A 17,441-nucleotide genomic window follows, 5' to 3' on the forward strand; every position below is an offset into this window, starting at 1 on the left:
GGGGCGGGCGCGCCGCCCCGCGCGCGGCCCGCGGCCGCCCCCCCCCCCCCCCCCCCCCCCCCCCCCCCCCCCCCCCCCCCCCCCCCCCCCCCCCCCCCCCCCGGCCCAATCACATGATCCCGCTTCCACGAACCATCACCTCAGAGGGCGCTGCGCCCGGTGGCCGGGAAACCTCAATACCCCGCCGCCTGCCCATCCTTGCGGCTCTCCGAAGCACCGTAGTAAACCCCGGTCTCGGGATCACGCATGATCGCCTGGTACCCGCCATACGGACCGTCGGCGAACACGATGCGATGCCCCTTGCGCATCAACGCACGCACCGTCTCGTACGGGAAGCCGGTTTCCAGATTCACTTCACCGCCATCGCTCATTGCCGTGGCCTGCCCGGTCGGTTCAGTGGAACCTTCGTGCTGGATGCGCGGTGCGTCGCCGGCTTCCTGCAGGTTCATGCCGAAGTCCACCAGATTCATCACGATCTGCGCATGGCCCTGCGGCTGCATCGCGCCGCCCATCACCCCGAAGCTGGCGTAGGGCTTGCCCCCCTTGGTGATGAACGCCGGGATGATGGTCTGGAACGGTCGCTTGCCCGGCGCGTAGCCGTTGGGATGGTTCTTCTGCAGCACGAACATCTCGCCACGGTCCTGCAGGATGAAGCCCAGTCCCGGCGGTGCCATGCCGCTGCCCATGCCACGGTAGTTGGACTGGATCAGCGACACCATCATGCCGTCGGCGTCGGCCACGGTCATGTAGATGGTGTCACCCTCTTCCAGCTGCTTCGGCGTGCCCGGCTGCACTTCCTTCAACGCCTTGTCCATCGAGATCAGCGCGCGGCGCTGTGCGGCGTATTCCTTGGAGATCAGCTTCTGCACCGGCGCCGGCTGGAACGCCATGTCGGCATAGAAGCGCGCGCGGTCGGCGAAGGCCAGCTTCTTCGCTTCAACGAACAGGTGCACATGCTCCGGTGAACCAAACGGGATCTTCGAGAAGTCGTAGCCTTCCAGCACGTTGAGGATCTGCAGCGCGGCGATGCCCTGGCTGTTCGGTGGCAGCTCCCAGACATCGTAGCCACGATAGTTGCTGCTGACCGGTTCCACCCATTCACCGTGGTGGTCGGCCATGTCCTGGTAGCTCAGGTAGCCGCCGTTGGCCTTGAAGTAGTCGCCGATGGTGCGGGCGATCTCCCCCTTGTAGAAGGCATCGCGGCCACCGTCGGCGATCTTCTGCAGGGTGCTGGCCAGGTTCGGGTTCTTCCACATCTGGCCCTTGCGCGGGGCATGGCCGTCGATGGTGAACTGCTCGGTGAAGCCGGGGTACTTCGACAGGCGCGGCACCGAACGATCCCAGTAGTAGGCAATCACTTCGGCCACCGGATGGCCCTCGCGGGCATAGCGGATGGCCGGGGCCAGATTGTCGGCCATCGGCCTGCGACCGAAGCGCTCGTGCAGGGCGAACCAGCCATCGACCGCGCCGGGCACCGACACCGGCAGCGGGCCGGTAGCGGGAATCTCCTTCAGCCCGCGGCGCTGGAACTCGGCCAGCGTCAGCGACTTCGGTGAGCGCCCCGAGCCGTTGTAGCCGTACAGCTTCTGCGTCTTCGGGTCCCACACGATGGCGAACAGGTCGCCGCCGATGCCGTTGCCGGTGGGTTCCATCAGACCGAGCGCGGCGTTGGCGGCAATCGCCGCGTCCACCGCCGAACCACCGCCCTTCATCACGTCCAGCGCGATCTGGGTGGCCAGCGGCTGCGAGGTGGCGGCCATCGCATGCGGGGCGATCACCTCCGAACGGGTAGCAAAGGTGTGGCCGCTGATGCGGTCGGCGGCAAAGGACAACGCGGGCACGGCAGCCAGCACGGCGGCGGCGAGCAGGGAACGGGCAAGGCGTCGGGACACGGTCGGGTTCCGATGGAAGGGTGGTTCCCCGATCTTCGCCGCTGCAGCCTTCACGCGGTATCGGGCAGAGGTCATGGGCGTTGATCCTGGGGTGGGTGCGGAACACGGTCCGCCCCACCAAGGCGAAAATCCGCCGGATTCCGCGCAAAAACCGCGCTGAAAGGAGTGAATTCGGGTTCACCGAAACACTTTCAGCGGCAACCATCCTTGTGCCGCAAGCGATTGCGCTGGATGCAGCGGAAACCGATGGAAAATCGGTCGTGAGGGTTGACAGCGCAGAAACGGCTGTGTTTCTCTCGATCACATGTTGCATCACAACACGCCACCGCGAACCCACATCGAAGCCGCCGACACCGGCGCCGCCTCGCTGCGTTCGATTCTTGTGCTCGTACTTATTACCCAACCTACAGGTGCGGGACGAGCCAGCGTGTAAGCAACAGACACACCGGAACTCTTCAAAAACCCGCACCCGCCCCGGTGCGGGTTTTTTCATTTCAGGACCTGGTTTCAGACGCAACCACCATGCACACCGCCAACCGCACAACCCGGACCCGCAGCACCACGATGCCCCGTGGTGGCTGTGCCTGTGCGATGCGCGGCGCCTCCCCCACCGCTTTCCCCTGACCGGCCGGCACGTCACCTCGACGACCGGCCGTTCTTTTTTCTTCCCACCGCAAGGAACCTCCCCCATGAGCACCAACGACCTGCCCCAGACCAAGATCGCTGTCATCGGCTACGGCAGCCAAGGCCGCGCCCACGCGCTGAACCTGCGTGAATCCGGCTTCGATGTGGTGGTAGGCCTGCGTCCGGGCGGCCCGACCGAAGCCAAGGCGCAGGCCGATGGCTTCACCGTGATCGCGCCCGCTGAAGCGGTGAAAGACGCCGACCTGGTCGCCGTGCTGACCCCGGACATGGTGCAGAAGAAGCTCTACAACGACGTGCTGGCGCCGAACATGAAGCAGGGCGCCTGCCTGCTGTTCGCGCATGGCCTGAACGTGCACTACGGCATGATCGAGCCGCGCGCCGACCTGGACGTGGTGCTGGTTGCGCCGAAGGGCCCGGGTGCGCTGGTGCGTCGTGAGTATGAGATCGGGCGCGGCGTGCCGTGCATCTGGGCGGTCTACCAGGATGTCAGCGGCAAGGCTGCGCAGCATGCGCAGGCCTATGCGGCCGGCCTCGGCGGCGCCCGCGCCAACCTGATCCAGACCACCTTCAAGGAAGAGACCGAGACCGATCTGTTCGGCGAGCAGGCGGTGCTGTGCGGCGGCGCCTCGGCGCTGGTGCAGGCCGGTTTCGAGACCCTGGTCGAAGCTGGCTACCAGCCGGAGATTGCCTACTACGAAGTGCTGCACGAACTGAAGCTGATCGTGGACCTGTTCTACGAAGGCGGCATCTCGCGCATGCTGGAATTCATCTCCGAGACCGCGCAGTACGGCGACTACGTCAGCGGCCCGCGCGTGATCGATGCCGGCACCAAGGCACGCATGAAGGAAGTGCTGAAGGACATCCAGGACGGCACCTTCACCAAGAACTGGGTGGCCGAGTACGAAGCGGGCCTGCCGAACTACAACCGGTTCAAGCAGGCCGACCTGGAGCACCCGATCGAAAAGGTGGGCAAGGAACTGCGCGCCAAGATGGTCTGGTTGCAAGGACAGGCCGCGTAACCACGCGGCCCTCCCCCACCCGCTTTGCAAGGTTCCCCCATGAACTCTTCGACACATCGCAGCGCGCCGCCCAACGGCGCGCGCTGGCTGACCCAGGCGCTGGAGGCCGAAGGCGTCCGTACGCTGTTCGGCTATCCCGGTGGCACCATCATGCCGTTCTACGACGCGCTGGTGGATTCGTCGCTGAAGCACATCCTGGTACGCCATGAGCAGGGCGCGGCGCTGGCCGCCAATGGTTTCGCCCGCGCCAGCAACCAGGTGGGCGTCTGCGTGGCCACCTCCGGCCCGGGCGCCTCGAACCTGGTCACCGGCATTGCCGATGCGATGCTGGATTCGGTGCCGATGGTCTGCATCACCGGCCAGGTCGGCACGCCGTTGCTGGGCACCGACGCCTTCCAGGAGCTGGATGTGTTCGGCCTGACGATGCCGATCGTCAAGCACAGCTGGCTGGTGCGCAGCGTCGATGACCTGCCGCGCGTGGTCGCCGATGCGTTCCGCATCGCCCGCGAGGGCCGTCCCGGCCCGGTGCTGATCGACCTGCCCAAGGACGTGCAGCTGGCCGATGCCGGTCATCTGCCAGCGCACGTGCCGAGCGGCGTCGAGCCGCCGCCTGCGCCGGCCGAAGCGGCCATCGCCGAAGCCATCGCCGCACTGGCAGCCGCCGAAAAGCCGGTGGTCTACGCCGGTGGTGGCATCGCGCTGGGCGATGCGGTGCAGGACCTGCGCGATTTCGTCGAGGCCAGCGCCATCCCCACCGTGATGACCCTGCGTGGGCTGGGCGCGTTGCCGGCCAACCACCCGCAGTCGCTGGGCATGCTGGGCATGCACGGTACCCGCGCGGCCAACATGGCGGTGCAGGAAAGCGACCTGCTGCTGGTGCTGGGTGCACGCTTCGACGACCGTGCCACCGGCAAGCTGGCCGAGTTCGCACCGTTCGCCCGTGTCGTCCACATCGATGCCGATGCCTACGAGATCTCCAAGCTGCGTAGCGCCGATGTCGCCGTGCCCGGCAATGTCGGCCATGCCATCCGCGCCCTGCGTGCGGCCTTCCCCTCCCCCAAGGCCCACCAGGACGCATGGCGCAAGCGCTGTGCACAGCATCGCGATCGTTTCGCCGCACGCTACGACGCGCCGGGCCAGCACATCTACGCCCCTGCGCTGCTGAAGCGCCTGAGCGAGCTGGCACCGGCCGATGCGGTGATCGCCTGCGATGTCGGCCAGCACCAGATGTGGGTGGCCCAGCACTGCCGTTTCAACCACCCGCGCAATCATCTGACCAGTGGCGCGCTGGGCACCATGGGCTTCGGCCTGCCGGCCGCGATGGGTGCGCAGTTTGCCTGCCCCGGTCGCACCGTGGTGCTGGTGTCCGGCGACGGCAGCTTCATGATGAACGTGCAGGAGCTGGCCACCATCGCGCGCTGCCGCCTGCCGGTGAAGATCGTGCTGCTGGACAACAGTTCGCTGGGCATGGTGCGGCAGTGGCAGGAGCTGTTCTTCGCCGAGCGTTACAGCGAGATCGACCTGTCCGACAACCCGGACTTCGTGGCACTGGCGCAGGTGTTCGGCATCGCCGCCACCCGCATCGACAGCCGCGACGACGTGGAAGGCGGCCTGGCCGCGCTGCTGGCCGAACCAGGCCCGGCGCTGCTGCACGTGGCCATCGATGCACGCGCCAATGTGTGGCCGCTGGTGCCGCCGAACACTGCCAACAGCACGATGCTGGAAAGCAATCCCGCCCACGCCCGCCAGGAGACCCCCAATGCAATACCGGCTTGACCTGGTGCTGCACCCGGCCGAAGGCGCGCTGCTGCGCGTGATCGGCATGGCCGAACGCCGTGGCTTCGCGCCGCGTGCGATCAGCGGTGCGCCGGTGGCCGCCGACGATGGCCGCTGGCACCTGCAGCTGGTGGTGGATGGCCAGCGTCCGGCGGAAACGCTGTGCCGGCAGATCGAGAAGATCTACGACTGCGTGTCCGTGCAGGTCACCGCAGTGGAAGGAGCATCCGTATGAACACCCGTACCGTAGCGACCACGGTGCCGGTACGGAGGCGTCTTCTTCGTCGCCCGTGCCCGCATGCGGCGGTCTTCCGCACCGCGCTGGTGGCCCATGCCGGCCGCTGACACCAGCCAGGAAAGCGATGTCGGCGACGTAAGCGTCGCCGACGTACTGGCGGCGCAGGCCCGCCTGCGCCGCTTCCTGCCGCCCACGCCGCTACACCATGCCGAACGCTTCGGCACCTGGCTGAAGCTGGAAAACCTGCAGCGCACCGGCTCCTACAAGGTACGCGGCGCATTGAATGCGCTGCTGGCCGGCCGCGAGCGCGGCGATACCCGGCCGGTGATCTGCGCCTCGGCCGGCAACCATGCCCAGGGCGTGGCGTGGGCTGCCTATCGCCTGGACGTGCCGGCCATCACCGTGATGCCGCACGGCGCACCGGCCACCAAGATCGCCGGCGTCGCCCACTGGGGCGCCACCGTGCGCCAGCACGGCACCAGCTATGACGAGGCCTACGCCTTCGCGGTTGAACTGGCACAACGCCACGGCTACCGCTTCCTGTCCGCATTCGACGATGCCGATGTGATCGCCGGCCAGGGCACGGTCGGCATCGAGCTGGCCGCACACGCGCCGGACGTGGTGATCGTGCCGATCGGCGGCGGCGGTCTGGCCTCCGGCGTTGCATTGGCACTGAAATCACAGGGCGTGCGCGTGGTCGGCGCGCAGGTGGAGGGAGTGGATTCGATGGCGCGTGCGATCCGTGGCGACGTGCGCGAGATCGCCCCCGTTGCCTCGCTGGCCGATGGCGTCCGGGTGAAGATCCCCGGCTTCCTGACCCGCCGCCTGTGCACCTCGCTGCTGGACGATGTGGTGATCGTGCGCGAAGCAGAGCTGCGCGAAACCCTGGTCCGGCTGGCACTGGAAGAACACATCATCGCCGAGGGCGCCGGTGCGCTGGCGCTGGCCGCCGGCCGCCGCGTCGCCGGCCGCCGCAAGTGCGCGGTGGTCTCCGGCGGCAACATCGATGCCGGCGTACTGGCCGGCCTGCTCACCGACATCCGTCCGCGCCCGCCACGCAAACCGCGGCGACGGCGCAACGAATCCCCGCGCTCGCCCAGCAAGGCCAGCGCCACCGCTTCCCACACCTCTTCCCCTTCCCCCCTGCAAGCCGTCACGCCCGCTGTCGAGGAGATTTCCCTGTGACCACCATCGAACGAATTACCACCCCGCGCATCCGCATCTTCGACACCACCCTGCGTGACGGCGAGCAGTCCCCCGGCTGCAGCATGAGCCCGCCGCAGAAACTGGTGATGGCGCGTGCGCTGGACGAACTGGGCGTGGACATCATCGAGACCGGCTTCCCGGCCAGTTCGCAGTCCGACCGCGAAGCGATGGCGCTGATCGGCCGCGAACTGCGCCGCCCGAGCCTGACCCTGGCCGTGCTGTCGCGCTGCCTGCAGGCCGACATCGAAACCTCCGCACGTGCCCTGGAGGCCGCTGCCAACCCGCGCCTGCACGTGTTCCTGTCGACCAGCCCGCTGCACCGCGAGCACAAGCTGCGGATGACCCGCGAGCAGGTGCTGGAGTCGGTACGCAAGCACGTCTCGCTGGCCCGGTCCTACATCGACGATGTCGAGTTCTCGGCCGAGGACGCCACCCGCACCGAGCTGGACTACCTGATCGAAGTCGCGCGCGTGGCCATTGCTGCCGGCGCCACCACCATCAACCTGCCCGACACCGTCGGCTTCACCACGCCGGAAGAGATCCGCGCGATGTTCCAGCAGGTCATCGCCGGCGTCGCCGACGTGCCGAATGCCGCCAATGTGATCTTCAGCGCGCACTGCCACAACGACCTGGGCCTGGCCGTGGCCAACTCGCTGGCCGCCATCGAAGGCGGTGCACGCCAGGTCGAGTGCACCATCAACGGCATCGGCGAGCGCGCCGGCAACTGCTCGCTGGAAGAGATCGCGATGGTGCTGAAGGTGCGCCAGGCCTTCTACGAACAGGACAGCTCGATCAACACCCCGCGCATCGTCGGCACCTCGCAGCTGCTGCAGCGCCTGGTGGGCATGCCGGTACAGCGCAACAAGGCCATCGTCGGCGCCAATGCCTTCGCCCATGAATCGGGCATCCACCAGCACGGCATGCTGCGCCATCGCGGCACCTACGAAATCATGCGTCCGGAAGACGTGGGCTGGGAGGATTCACAGATGGTGCTGGGCCGCCACAGTGGTCGCGCCGCCGTCGAAGCACGCCTGCGTGCGCTGGGCTTCTGGCTGGACGAAGACGAACTGAAGCTGGTGTTCGAGCAGTTCAAGGGCCTGTGCGAGCAGCAGCGCGTAGTCACCGATGCCGACCTGCAGACCTTGATGCAGGGCGGCTCCAACGCGCAGGGCTATCGCCTGGCGTCGATGACCATCAGCGACGTCGGCAGCCGCGCCAATGCACTGGTCGAACTATCCGACCCGGACGGCAACCGCGTAGCCGAGACCGCGCAGGGCGACGGCCCGGTCGATGCGCTGTTCGGCGCGCTGTCGGCGGCCACCGGCGTGCAGCTGATGCTGGACAGCTACCACGTGCACAGCGTCGGCATCGGCGCCGATGCGCGCGGCGAAGCCAATCTGAGCGTGCGCCACGAGGGCGTGGAGTACGACGGCACCGGCACCAGCAAGGACATCATCGAAGCCTCCGCGCTGGCCTGGCTGGATGTGGCCAACCGCCTGCTGCGCCAGCGTCAGGCTGCCGCCCACAGCAGCACCGACGTTGCCACCCCTGCCACCGCCTGAGGAACCAGCCATGAGCGCCTTCGACACCCCCACCCCGGCCGGCACCGCTGGCCAGCAGTGGAACGCCCAGGACTATGCGATCGACGCCGGCTTCGTGCCACTGCTCGGCGGCGCGGTATCGCGCCTGCTCGACCCGCGCGCCGGTGAACGCATCCTCGACCTGGGCTGTGGCGATGGCGTGCTCAGCACCGAGCTGGCGCTGAGCGGCGCGCACATCCACGGCGTGGATGCCTCGCCGGAGCTGGTGATCGCCGCGCGTGCGCGCGGCGTCGATGCGCAGGTGATGGATGGCCACGCGCTGTCGTTCGACAGTGAGTTCGATGCGGTATTCAGCAACGCAGCAGTGCATTGGATGAGCAACCCCGACCGGGTGATGGAAGGCGTGCGCCGCGCACTGCGCCCGGGCGGCCGCTTCGTTGCCGAGTTCGGCGGCCACGGCAACGTGGCCACGATCATCGCGGCGGTACAGGGCGCACGCGTGGCCCACGGTCATGGCGCCAGCGCGTTCCAGTGGTATTTCCCGACGGCCGATGCCTACGCCGACCGCCTGCGCCAGCATGGCTTCCAGGTGCAGCTGATCGAGTGCACGCCGCGACCGACCGCACTACCCGCCGGCGTGGCCGGCTGGCTGCGGGTATTCGCCGCACCACTGCTGGACGACCTGCCAGCCGAGGCCCGCGCCACCGTGCGCGAGGCCGCCACCGCATTGCTGGCCGAGCTGCCGCGCAATGCCGCGGGTCAGCCGTTGGCCGACTACGTGCGGCTGCGGGTGCTTGCCCGTCGCCGCTGACTTGACCGTTCCGTTTTCTTTACTGATGTTCGCTATTTCGTACTTCTGCCAGGCATACGCATGACTTCCGCACCCCGCACCCTGTACGACAAACTGTGGGACGCCCACGTGGTTGTCCCTGAATCCGACAGCGCGCCCGCCGTGCTGTACATCGACCTGCACCTGATCCACGAGGTGACCTCGCCGCAGGCGTTCACCGAACTGCGCGAGCGCGGCCTGTCGCCGCGCCGCCCGGATCGCACCAAGGCGACGATGGACCACTCCACGCCGACCCTGCCGGCTGCCGCCGATGGCAAGCTGCCCTACGCCAGCGCGGCGTCCGAGGCACAGGTCGCCACGCTGGCACGCAACTGCGCAGAGCACGGCATCGAGCTGTTCGACATGGCTTCGGACAACCGCGGCATCGTCCACGTGATCGCGCCGGAACAGGGCTTTACCCAGCCCGGCATGACCATCGTCTGTGGCGACAGCCACACCTCCACCCACGGGGCGTTCGGTTCGCTGGCGTTCGGCATCGGCACCAGCGAGGTCGGCCACGTGCTGGCCACGCAGTGCCTGCTGCAGCGCAAGGCGAAGACCTTTGCGATCACCGTCGACGGCCCGCTGGCGCCGGGCGTCGGCGCCAAGGACGTGGTCCTGCACATCATCGGCGTGATCGGCGTCAACGGTGGCACCGGCCACGTGATCGAGTTCCGTGGCAGTACCATCGAAGCGATGGACATGGAACAGCGCATGACCCTGTGCAACATGTCGATCGAAGCAGGTGCACGTGCCGGCATGGTGGCGCCGGACCAGGTCACCTTCGACTTCGTCGCCGCGACCCCGCGCGGCCCCAAAGGCGCCGACTTCGACGCCGCCGTGGCCCGCTGGCAGCAGCTGCGCAGCGATGAGGGCGCGCGCTTCGACAGCGAAGTGCACATCGACGCGGCCGACATCCGCCCGACCCTGACCTGGGGCACCCATCCGGGCACGGCCATCGCAGTGGATGCACCAATTCCCGCAGCCAACGATGCCGCCGCACAGAAGGGCCTGGACTACATGCACTTCCAGGCCGGCAGGACGCTGGCAGGTACGCCGGTGGACGTGGTGTTCGTCGGCTCGTGCACCAATGGCCGCCTGAGCGACATGCGCGAAGTGGCGCAGGTGCTGCGCGGTCGTCGCGTCGCTGACCGGGTGCGCATGCTGGTGGTGCCGGGCTCGGAGATCGTCAAGCGCGAGGCCGAGGCCGAAGGCATCCACGAGATCGTGCGCGCCGCCGGCGCCGAATGGCGCGAGCCGGGCTGCTCGATGTGCATCGCCATGAACGGCGATCTGGTCGCGCCCGGCCAGCTGGCCGTGAGCACCAGCAACCGCAATTTCGAGGGCCGCCAGGGCCCCGGTTCGCGCACGCTGCTGGCCTCGCCGATGAGCGCGGCGTGGGCCGCAGTGAACGGGCACGTTGCCGATACCCGCGAACTGTTCGCACAGGAGGTGGCGTGATGGCCGGTTTCCGTACCCTGACCTCGGCCAGCGTGGTGCTGCGCCAGACCAACATCGACACCGACCAGATCATTCCGGCGCGGTTCCTGTCCACCACCGAGCGCGCCGGCCTGGGCCGCAACGCCTTCAATGACTGGCGCTGGCAGGCTGACGGTTCCCCGGTGGCCGACTTCGCCTTCAACCTGCCGCACAACGCGGGCCGCAGCATCCTGCTGGCCGGCCGCAACTTCGGCTGTGGCTCCTCGCGCGAGCACGCGCCATGGGCACTGACCGACCTGGGCCTGCGCGCCATCGTCAGCAGCGAGATCGCCGACATCTTCCGCGGCAACTCGCTGAAGAATGGCCTGCTGCCGATCGTGCTGGACGAGGCCGATGTGCAGGCGCTGATGCAGCGCCCGGACGACGAGCTGACCATCGACGTGGCCGCGCGCGAACTGCGCACGCCAGATGGTCGCGTCTATTCCTTCCCGCTGGATGGCTTCTCGCAGACCTGCCTGCTGGAAGGTGTCGACCAGTTGGGGTATCTGTTGGGCCGTGTCCCTGAAATCGAACGCTACGAGAGTGAGCATGCACGCTGAAATTGTTGTCCTGCCCGGTGATGGCATCGGCCCGGAAGTGGCCGCCGCGGCAGTCGCCGTGCTGAAGGCCGTCGCCGAACGCTTCAACCACACCTTCACCTTCAGCGAGCACGACATCGGTGGCGTCGCCATCGATCGCCATGGCGAGCCATTGCCCGCCTCTACGTTGACCGCCTGCCAGGCCGCCAACGCCGTACTGCTGGGTGCGGTCGGCGGCCCGAAGTGGTCCGACCCGAATGCCAAGGTGCGCCCGGAGCAGGGTCTGCTGGCGATCCGCAAGGCGCTGGGCCTGTATGCCAACCTACGCCCGGTGCGTACCCATGAAGCCGCCCTGCACGCTTCGCCGATCAAGGCGGAGCTGCTGCAGGGGGTGGACTTCGTGGTGGTGCGCGAGCTGACCGGCGGCATCTACTTCGGCGACAAGACCCGCGACACCGACAGCGCCAGCGATCTGTGCCGCTACACCGTGGCCGAGATCGAGCGCGTGCTGCGCAGCGCTTTCCGCCTGGCGCGGCAGCGTCGCGGCAAGGTCACCTCGGTGGACAAGGCCAACGTGCTGGAAACCTCGCGCCTGTGGCGTGACGTGGCCGCGCGGATCGGCCGCGAGGAGTTCCCGGATGTAGCGCTGGAGCACCAGCTGGTTGATTCGATGGCGATGCACCTGCTGGCCAAGCCGCGCGAGTACGACGTGATCGTCACCGAGAACATGTTCGGCGACATCCTCACCGATGAAGCGTCGATGCTGGCCGGCTCGCTGGGCCTGCTGCCCTCGGCCTCGCTCGGCGAACCCGGTGCGGTCGGCATCTACGAGCCGATCCATGGTTCGGCCCCGGACATCGCCGGCAAGGGCATCGCCAATCCGTACGCGACGATCTTCAGCGCGGCGATGCTGCTGCGCCATTCGCTGGGGCTGGAAGCGGAAGCCGCTGCGGTGGAAGCCGCCGTGCACGCCGTGCTGGACGACGGCGTGTTCACCGCCGACCTCGCGGCCAAGGGCCAGGCCGTCAGCACCGCTGCCGCCACCGACGCGGTGCTGGCCAAACTCAACTGATCCGATAGCGCCACGCCATGCGTGGCGCGTCTCCCTTTGGACATTGTGCGCAGCCACCCATGGGGTGGCTCTACTGTAGTTCCACGCCATGCGTGGATGTGCCATCCGTGCCAACCAAGCTTGGCACCCACCACCGCTGTAGAGCCAGGCCCTGCGTGGCTGCGTTATTTGGTGGTGTAACCGCCATTGACCAGGATGGTCTGGCCAGTCATCCACCAGCCATCGGTGACCAGAAAGCGGATCCACGGCACGATGTCGGCGATGTCGGTCAGGCCGGTCCGGGTGAAAGGCGAAAGTGCCGCAGCCGTCTTGTGGTACGCCTGCGCGTCGGCACTTTCGGCCGGATAAAAGAACGGCGTGTCCATCGGACCAGGGCCGATCGCGGTCACCGAGATACCGCGCTCACCGAACTCCTTCGACGCCGCACGGGTGAAATGCTCGACCGGCGCCTTGGTGCCGGCATAGCTGGAATAGAACGGCGTGAACGCGCCCAGCAGTGAGGTGACCAGGGTGCAGATGCGGCCGCCGTCGTTGACGTGGCGACCGGCCTCCTTCAGGAAGAAGAAGGCAGCCTTGGCATTGACCGCGCTCATCTCGTCGTACTCCGCTTCACTGATCTCAAGCAGCGGCTTCTTCAATACCTTGCCGACCGTATTGATGGCGATATCGGGACGGCCAACTGCGGCCACGGCGTCGGCGAACAAGCGCTCCATGGCCGCCGCCGACGTCAGGTCACCCTGCAGGGCCACCGCCGTGCTGCCGGCGGCCTGCACGGCGGCGACGGTCGCCTCTGCATCGGCCTGGGTGGCAGCGCTGTTGTAGTGGATGACGATGGCTTTGGCGCCCTGGCTGGCGAAGTCGCGGGCGATCAGTCCGCCCAGGTTCTTGGCGCCACCGGCGATCAGCACGGTCTTGCCCTTGAGGGAATGGTCGGTCATGGCGTCGGTCTCGGAAGGGGGCTGCCCGGGGTGGCAACCCTGCCCTGACGACGATATCGTGCAGAAATTGCGGATAAAGCCCGCCACATTGACTTAACTTTCCAGAGCCAGCGAACAATGGACCGGATCGATCGCTTCCGCATCTTCACCCGGGTGGTGGAGTGCGCCAGCTTCACCCGCGCCGCCGACCAGCTCGGCCTGCCCCGCTCCACCGTCTCGGCGGCCATTGCGGAGCTGGAGCAGCGGCTCGGCACCCGCCTGCTGCAGCGCTCGACCCGGCGGGTCTCCACCACCCACGACGGCGACGTGTTCCATGCCCGCTGCCTGCGCCTGATCGCAGAGGTTGAAGACGCCGAATCGTTGTTCCGACAGGATGACGCACAACCGGTGGGCCTGCTGAAGATCGACGTGCCCAGCCGCATCGGCCGCCGCATCATTGCCCCGGCGCTGCCCGACTTCTTCGCGCGCCATCCACAGGTGGAAGTGGACCTGGGCATGACCGACCGCGCGGTGAACCTGATCGAAGACGGGTGCGATGCGGTCCTGCGGGTCGGTCAGTTGGGTGACTCCAGCCTGGTGGCGCGCACACTGGGCCAGCTCGACTTCGTCAATGTTGCCGCGCCGGCCTACCTGCGCGAGCACGGTGTGCCGCAGCATCCTGCCGACCTGCAGCAGCACCGCGCGGTGAACTATGCATCGCCGACCACGGCACGGGTGGAACCGTGGGAATGGCAGGACGGTGGCCAGCTGCGCACCCTGCCGATGCCCGGCTGGGTGCGGGTGAACAGCGCCGAGGCGTCGATCGCGTGCTGCGTGGCGGGGTTGGGGCTGCTGCAGATTCCGCGCTACGACGTGCAGGCCGAACTGCAATCTGGTGCGCTGGTGGAAGTGATGCCACAGCACGTGGCGCAACCGCTGCCGGTGACCCTGCTGCAGCCGCACCGGCAGCATCGTGCGCAACGCGTGCAGGTGTTCATTGAATGGCTGCTGCCGGTGCTGCGGAACGGCCTGCAGCTGCAGTAGATCCACGCCATGCGTGGATGCGTGCATCAGTGCCAACCAAGGTTGACACCTACCAGGGCAGTGGCCGCAGAACCCGGGGCTTCACGCCCCGGATTCATCCGGCTTGACCCGGAACCATGCCGCGTACAACGCCGGCAGGAACACCAGGGTCAGCACCGTGCCCACGATCAGGCCGCCCATGATCGAAATCGCCATCGAGCCATAGAACGCACTGCGCGACAGCGGAATCATCGCCAGCACCGCGGCAAGCGCGGTCAGCACGATCGGGCGGAAGCGGCGCACCGTCGCATCGATGATCGAATGCCAGCGGTCATGCCCGGCGTCGATGTCCTGCTGGATCTGGTCGATCAGGATCACCGAGTTGCGCATGATCATGCCGGCCAGCGCGATCGTGCCCAGCAGCGCCACGAAGCCGAACGGGGCGCGGAACAGCAGCAGGAACAACGTGGCGCCAATGATGCCCAGCGGCGCGGTCACCAGCACCATCGCCGCGCGCGAGAAGCTGCGCAGCTGCAGCATCAGCAGCATAGCCACCACGATCAGGAACAACGGCATGCCGGCCTTGATCGAGTTCTGCCCACGTGCCGAATCTTCCACCGAACCACCGGTTTCCAGCAGGTAGCCACTAGGCAGTTCGGCACGGATGCCATCCAGCGTCGGCACGATCTGCTGCACCACGTCCAGCGCCTGCATGCCATCGCTGATATCGGCACGCACGGTCACCGTCGGCAGGCGGTTGCGATGCCAGATGATGCCGTCCTCGAAGGCGTACTCCAGCCGCGCGACCTGCGACAGCGTCACTGCCGTGCCACTGCTGGTGGGCATCGCCAGGCTGCCGATCAGGTCCAGCTGCGCGCGTTCGTTGTCCGGGCCACGCAGCAGCATCTCGATCTGGCGGTTGCCTTCGCGATAGGTGCTGACGCTCATGCCCGACAGCGAACTGCTGAGGAACTGGCTGACCTGCGCGCTGCTCACGCCCAGCGCGCGTGCACGGTCCTGGTCGATCACCAGCCGCACCACCTTGCTCGGCTCGCTCCAGTCCAGGTTGACGTTCATCACATGCGGGTTCTCGCGCACCTTGGCTTCGACCTGGCGCGCGATCGCCTGCACCTGCGCGATGTGCTCGCCGGACACGCGCATCTGTACCGGATAGCCGACCGGCGGGCCGTTCTCAAGCCGCGTCACGCGCATCTGCACGTCCGGGAACTGCTTGATGACGTCCTTCAGCATCCAGTCACGGGTCGCTTCGCGGGCCTTGGCATCTTCGGTCAGCACCACGAACTGGGCGAAGTTGGTCGCCGGCAGCTGCTGGTCCAGCGGCAGGTAGAAGCGCGGCGAACCGGTGCCGACGTAGGCCACGTAGTTGCTGATGCCCTCGCGCTGCTTCAGCAGCTTTTCCAGCTTGCTGGCCTGCGCCTGGGTGGCGGCCAGCGATGCGCCTTCGGCCAGTTCGATGTCCACCATCAGCTCGGGCCGGGTGGAATCGGGGAAGAACTGCTGCGGCACGAAGCGGAACAGCATCAGCGAGCCGATGAACAGCGCGATGGTCGCACCGATCACCCACCAGCGATGGCGGAGGCAGGTATCCAGGAAACCCCGGAAACGGGTGTAGAACGGCCGCTGGTACGGATCATGGTCGTGCGCATGTTCCTTCGGCGCGATCCAGCGCGCGAGCGCCGGGTGGCGGTCAGCCCACTGCAGGCGCTTGGCACGCCAGCGACCGGCCAGGCTGTCGGGCTTGGGCAACTGCGGATTGAACAGGTCCGGCAGCATCTTGTCGCCGAGGTACGGGATGAACAGCACCGCGGCGATCCAGGACACCACCAGTGCGATGGTCACCACCTGGAACAGCGAACGGGTGTACTCACCGGTGCTCGATGCGGCCGTGGCGATCGGCAGGAAGCCGGCCGCCGTGATCAGGGTACCGGTCAGCATCGGGAACGCGGTCGATTCCCAGGCGAAGCTGGCCGCGCGCAGGCGGTCGTAGCCCTGCTCCATCTTGGTGGCCATCATCTCCACCGCGATGATCGCATCGTCCACCAGCAGGCCCAGCGCCAGCACCAGCGCGCCCAGCGAGATCTTGTGCAGGCCGATGTCGAAGTAGTGCATGACGAAGAAGGTCATCGCCAGCACCAGCGGAATGGTCACGCCCACCACCAGGCCGGTGCGCAGGCCCAGCGAGAAGAAGCTGACCAGCAGCACGATCACCACCGCTTCGGTCAGTACCTGCACGAACTCGCCCACCGACTCCTCCACCGCGTGCGGCTGGTCGGACACCTTGCGCAGCTGCATGCCGGCCGGCAGGGTCTTCTGCAGGCGCTCGAACTCGGCATCGAGGGTCGCACCGAGTTTCAGGATGTCGCCGCCTTCCTTCATCGCCACCGCCAGGCCGATCGCATCCTGGCCCATGAAGCGCATCTTCGGCGAGGCCGGATCGGCAAAGCCCCGCTTCACCTCGGCGATGTCGCCCAGGTGCACGGTGCGCTCGCCGGCCTGGATCGGGAACCTGCGGATATCCTCGATCGAATCGAACTGGCCGGTCACGCGCAGCTGCACGCGGTCGGTCGGGGTCTCGAAGAAGCTGGTGGCGGTCACCGCGTTCTGGTCGGCCAGTGCCTGCTGCACCTGCTGCAGCGACACGCCCAGCGTGGCCAGCTTGGTGTTGGACAGTTCGATCCAGACCTTCTCGTCCTGCAGGCCGACCAGATCGATCTTGCCGACGTCGGGCACGCGCTGAAGCTCCAGCTGGATGCGGTCTGCGTAATCGCGCATCACCGCATAGTCGAAGCCTTCGCCGGTGAGCGCGTAGATGTTGCCGAAGGTGTCGCCGAACTCATCGTTGTAGAACGGCCCGACGATCTCGCGCGGCAGCGTGGCGCGGATGTCACCCACGCGCTTGCGCACCTGGTACCAGAGGTCGGGAATCTGCTTGGAACGCAGGCTGTCCCGGGCCATGAAGATCACCTGCGATTCGCCCGGGCGGGAGTACGAGCGGATGAACTCGTACTCGCCGGTGTTCATCAGCGCCTTCTCGATCGGCTCGGTTACCTGCCGCGAGACCTGCTCGGCGGTGGCGCCCGGCCACATCGTGCGCACCACCATCGCCTTGAAGGTGAAGGGTGGATCTTCAGACTGGCCCAGGTGCTTGTACGACCAGGCGCCGATGACGGCGAAGGCCAGCATCGCAAACAGCACCAGCGGGCGATTGCCCAACGCCCATTCGGAGAGATTGAAGCGGCGCACG

General features: G+C 67.3%; 13 protein-coding genes. 10 read left to right on the top strand and 3 right to left on the bottom strand.

Annotated features, from left to right (window positions below; all coding sequences use genetic code 11):
- Positions 1–173 precede the first annotated feature (173 nt).
- Positions 174–1,967: a gamma-glutamyltransferase gene (ggt, locus tag V3B46_RS17460; RefSeq protein ID WP_329892466.1), complete on the bottom strand. Its 1,794-nt coding sequence runs from the start codon at positions 1,965–1,967 to the stop codon at positions 174–176.
- A 614-nt stretch (positions 1,968–2,581) separates the two neighbouring features.
- Between ggt and ilvC the strand changes: the two genes are divergently transcribed.
- The 9 genes from ilvC to leuB all read left to right on the top strand — a co-directional run bounded on the left by ilvC (position 2,582) and on the right by leuB (position 12,236).
- Positions 2,582–3,556 carry a ketol-acid reductoisomerase gene (ilvC, locus tag V3B46_RS17465; RefSeq protein WP_032130453.1) on the top strand — a complete coding sequence of 325 codons (975 nt, stop codon included), beginning with the start codon at positions 2,582–2,584 and terminating at the stop codon, positions 3,554–3,556.
- A gap of 39 nt (positions 3,557–3,595) precedes the next feature.
- Positions 3,596–5,332, top strand: a complete 1,737-nt coding sequence (ilvG, locus tag V3B46_RS17470) for an acetolactate synthase 2 catalytic subunit (RefSeq protein ID WP_329892467.1) — start codon at positions 3,596–3,598, stop codon at positions 5,330–5,332.
- Positions 5,316–5,567: an ACT domain-containing protein gene (locus tag V3B46_RS17475; protein WP_014038403.1), complete on the top strand. Its 252-nt coding sequence runs from the start codon at positions 5,316–5,318 to the stop codon at positions 5,565–5,567. Before ilvG ends, V3B46_RS17475 begins: the two co-directional genes overlap by 17 nt.
- A gap of 96 nt (positions 5,568–5,663) precedes the next feature.
- Entirely contained in the window at positions 5,664–6,755 is a 1,092-nt protein-coding gene (locus tag V3B46_RS17480; RefSeq protein ID WP_329892468.1) for a threonine dehydratase, read from the top strand.
- Positions 6,752–8,338 (top strand): 2-isopropylmalate synthase, encoded by a 1,587-nt coding sequence (locus tag V3B46_RS17485; RefSeq protein WP_329892469.1) that lies wholly within the window; start codon positions 6,752–6,754, stop codon positions 8,336–8,338. Before V3B46_RS17480 ends, V3B46_RS17485 begins: the two co-directional genes overlap by 4 nt.
- A 10-nt stretch (positions 8,339–8,348) precedes the next feature.
- Positions 8,349–9,128 carry a class I SAM-dependent methyltransferase gene (locus V3B46_RS17490; protein ID WP_329892470.1) on the top strand — a complete coding sequence of 260 codons (780 nt, stop codon included), beginning with the start codon at positions 8,349–8,351 and terminating at the stop codon, positions 9,126–9,128.
- A 60-nt stretch (positions 9,129–9,188) separates the two neighbouring features.
- Positions 9,189–10,607, top strand: a complete 1,419-nt coding sequence (gene leuC / locus V3B46_RS17495; RefSeq protein ID WP_154264356.1) for a 3-isopropylmalate dehydratase large subunit — start codon at positions 9,189–9,191, stop codon at positions 10,605–10,607.
- Positions 10,607–11,185 carry a 3-isopropylmalate dehydratase small subunit gene (leuD, locus tag V3B46_RS17500; RefSeq protein ID WP_154264357.1) on the top strand — a complete coding sequence of 193 codons (579 nt, stop codon included), beginning with the start codon at positions 10,607–10,609 and terminating at the stop codon, positions 11,183–11,185. The genes leuC and leuD overlap by 1 nt, the downstream gene beginning before the upstream one ends.
- Complete coding sequence (gene leuB, locus V3B46_RS17505; protein ID WP_154264358.1) at positions 11,175–12,236, top strand: 3-isopropylmalate dehydrogenase; 1,062 nt, start codon at positions 11,175–11,177, stop codon at positions 12,234–12,236. Before leuD ends, leuB begins: the two co-directional genes overlap by 11 nt.
- A gap of 164 nt (positions 12,237–12,400) precedes the next feature.
- Here leuB and V3B46_RS17510 read toward each other — a convergent pair whose 3' ends face one another.
- Complete coding sequence (locus tag V3B46_RS17510) at positions 12,401–13,174, bottom strand: SDR family oxidoreductase (RefSeq protein ID WP_154264359.1); 774 nt, start codon at positions 13,172–13,174, stop codon at positions 12,401–12,403.
- Positions 13,175–13,291: 117 nt separating this feature from the next.
- Here V3B46_RS17510 and V3B46_RS17515 point away from each other — a divergent pair, with 117 nt between their 5' ends.
- Positions 13,292–14,197 (top strand): LysR family transcriptional regulator, encoded by a 906-nt coding sequence (locus V3B46_RS17515; protein ID WP_329892471.1) that lies wholly within the window; start codon positions 13,292–13,294, stop codon positions 14,195–14,197.
- 81 nt (positions 14,198–14,278) lie between these two features.
- On the opposite strand, the gene V3B46_RS17520 is transcribed toward V3B46_RS17515, so the two are convergent.
- On the bottom strand, positions 14,279–17,440 hold the full coding sequence (locus V3B46_RS17520) for an efflux RND transporter permease subunit (protein ID WP_329892472.1): 3,162 nt from the start codon (positions 17,438–17,440) through the stop codon (positions 14,279–14,281).
- Position 17,441: the final 1 nt, after the last annotated feature.

The organism is Stenotrophomonas sp. SMYL11, from assembly GCF_036320005.1.
Classification (GTDB): domain Bacteria; phylum Pseudomonadota; class Gammaproteobacteria; order Xanthomonadales; family Xanthomonadaceae; genus Stenotrophomonas; species Stenotrophomonas maltophilia_A.

Excerpts from the sequence above, each read along its gene's own strand:
- ggt (WP_329892466.1), bottom strand. The coding sequence starts at position 1,967 with ATGACCTCTGCCCGATACCGCGTGAAGGCTGCAGCGGCGAAGATCGGG.
- ilvC (WP_032130453.1), top strand. The coding sequence starts at position 2,582 with ATGAGCACCAACGACCTGCCCCAGACCAAGATCGCTGTCATCGGCTAC.
- ilvG (WP_329892467.1), top strand. The coding sequence starts at position 3,596 with ATGAACTCTTCGACACATCGCAGCGCGCCGCCCAACGGCGCGCGCTGG.
- V3B46_RS17475 (WP_014038403.1), top strand. The coding sequence starts at position 5,316 with ATGCAATACCGGCTTGACCTGGTGCTGCACCCGGCCGAAGGCGCGCTG.
- V3B46_RS17480 (WP_329892468.1), top strand. The coding sequence starts at position 5,664 with ATGCCGGCCGCTGACACCAGCCAGGAAAGCGATGTCGGCGACGTAAGC.
- V3B46_RS17490 (WP_329892470.1), top strand. The coding sequence starts at position 8,349 with ATGAGCGCCTTCGACACCCCCACCCCGGCCGGCACCGCTGGCCAGCAG.
- leuC (WP_154264356.1), top strand. The coding sequence starts at position 9,189 with ATGACTTCCGCACCCCGCACCCTGTACGACAAACTGTGGGACGCCCAC.
- leuD (WP_154264357.1), top strand. The coding sequence starts at position 10,607 with ATGGCCGGTTTCCGTACCCTGACCTCGGCCAGCGTGGTGCTGCGCCAG.
- leuB (WP_154264358.1), top strand. The coding sequence starts at position 11,175 with ATGCACGCTGAAATTGTTGTCCTGCCCGGTGATGGCATCGGCCCGGAA.
- V3B46_RS17510 (WP_154264359.1), bottom strand. The coding sequence starts at position 13,174 with ATGACCGACCATTCCCTCAAGGGCAAGACCGTGCTGATCGCCGGTGGC.
- V3B46_RS17515 (WP_329892471.1), top strand. The coding sequence starts at position 13,292 with ATGGACCGGATCGATCGCTTCCGCATCTTCACCCGGGTGGTGGAGTGC.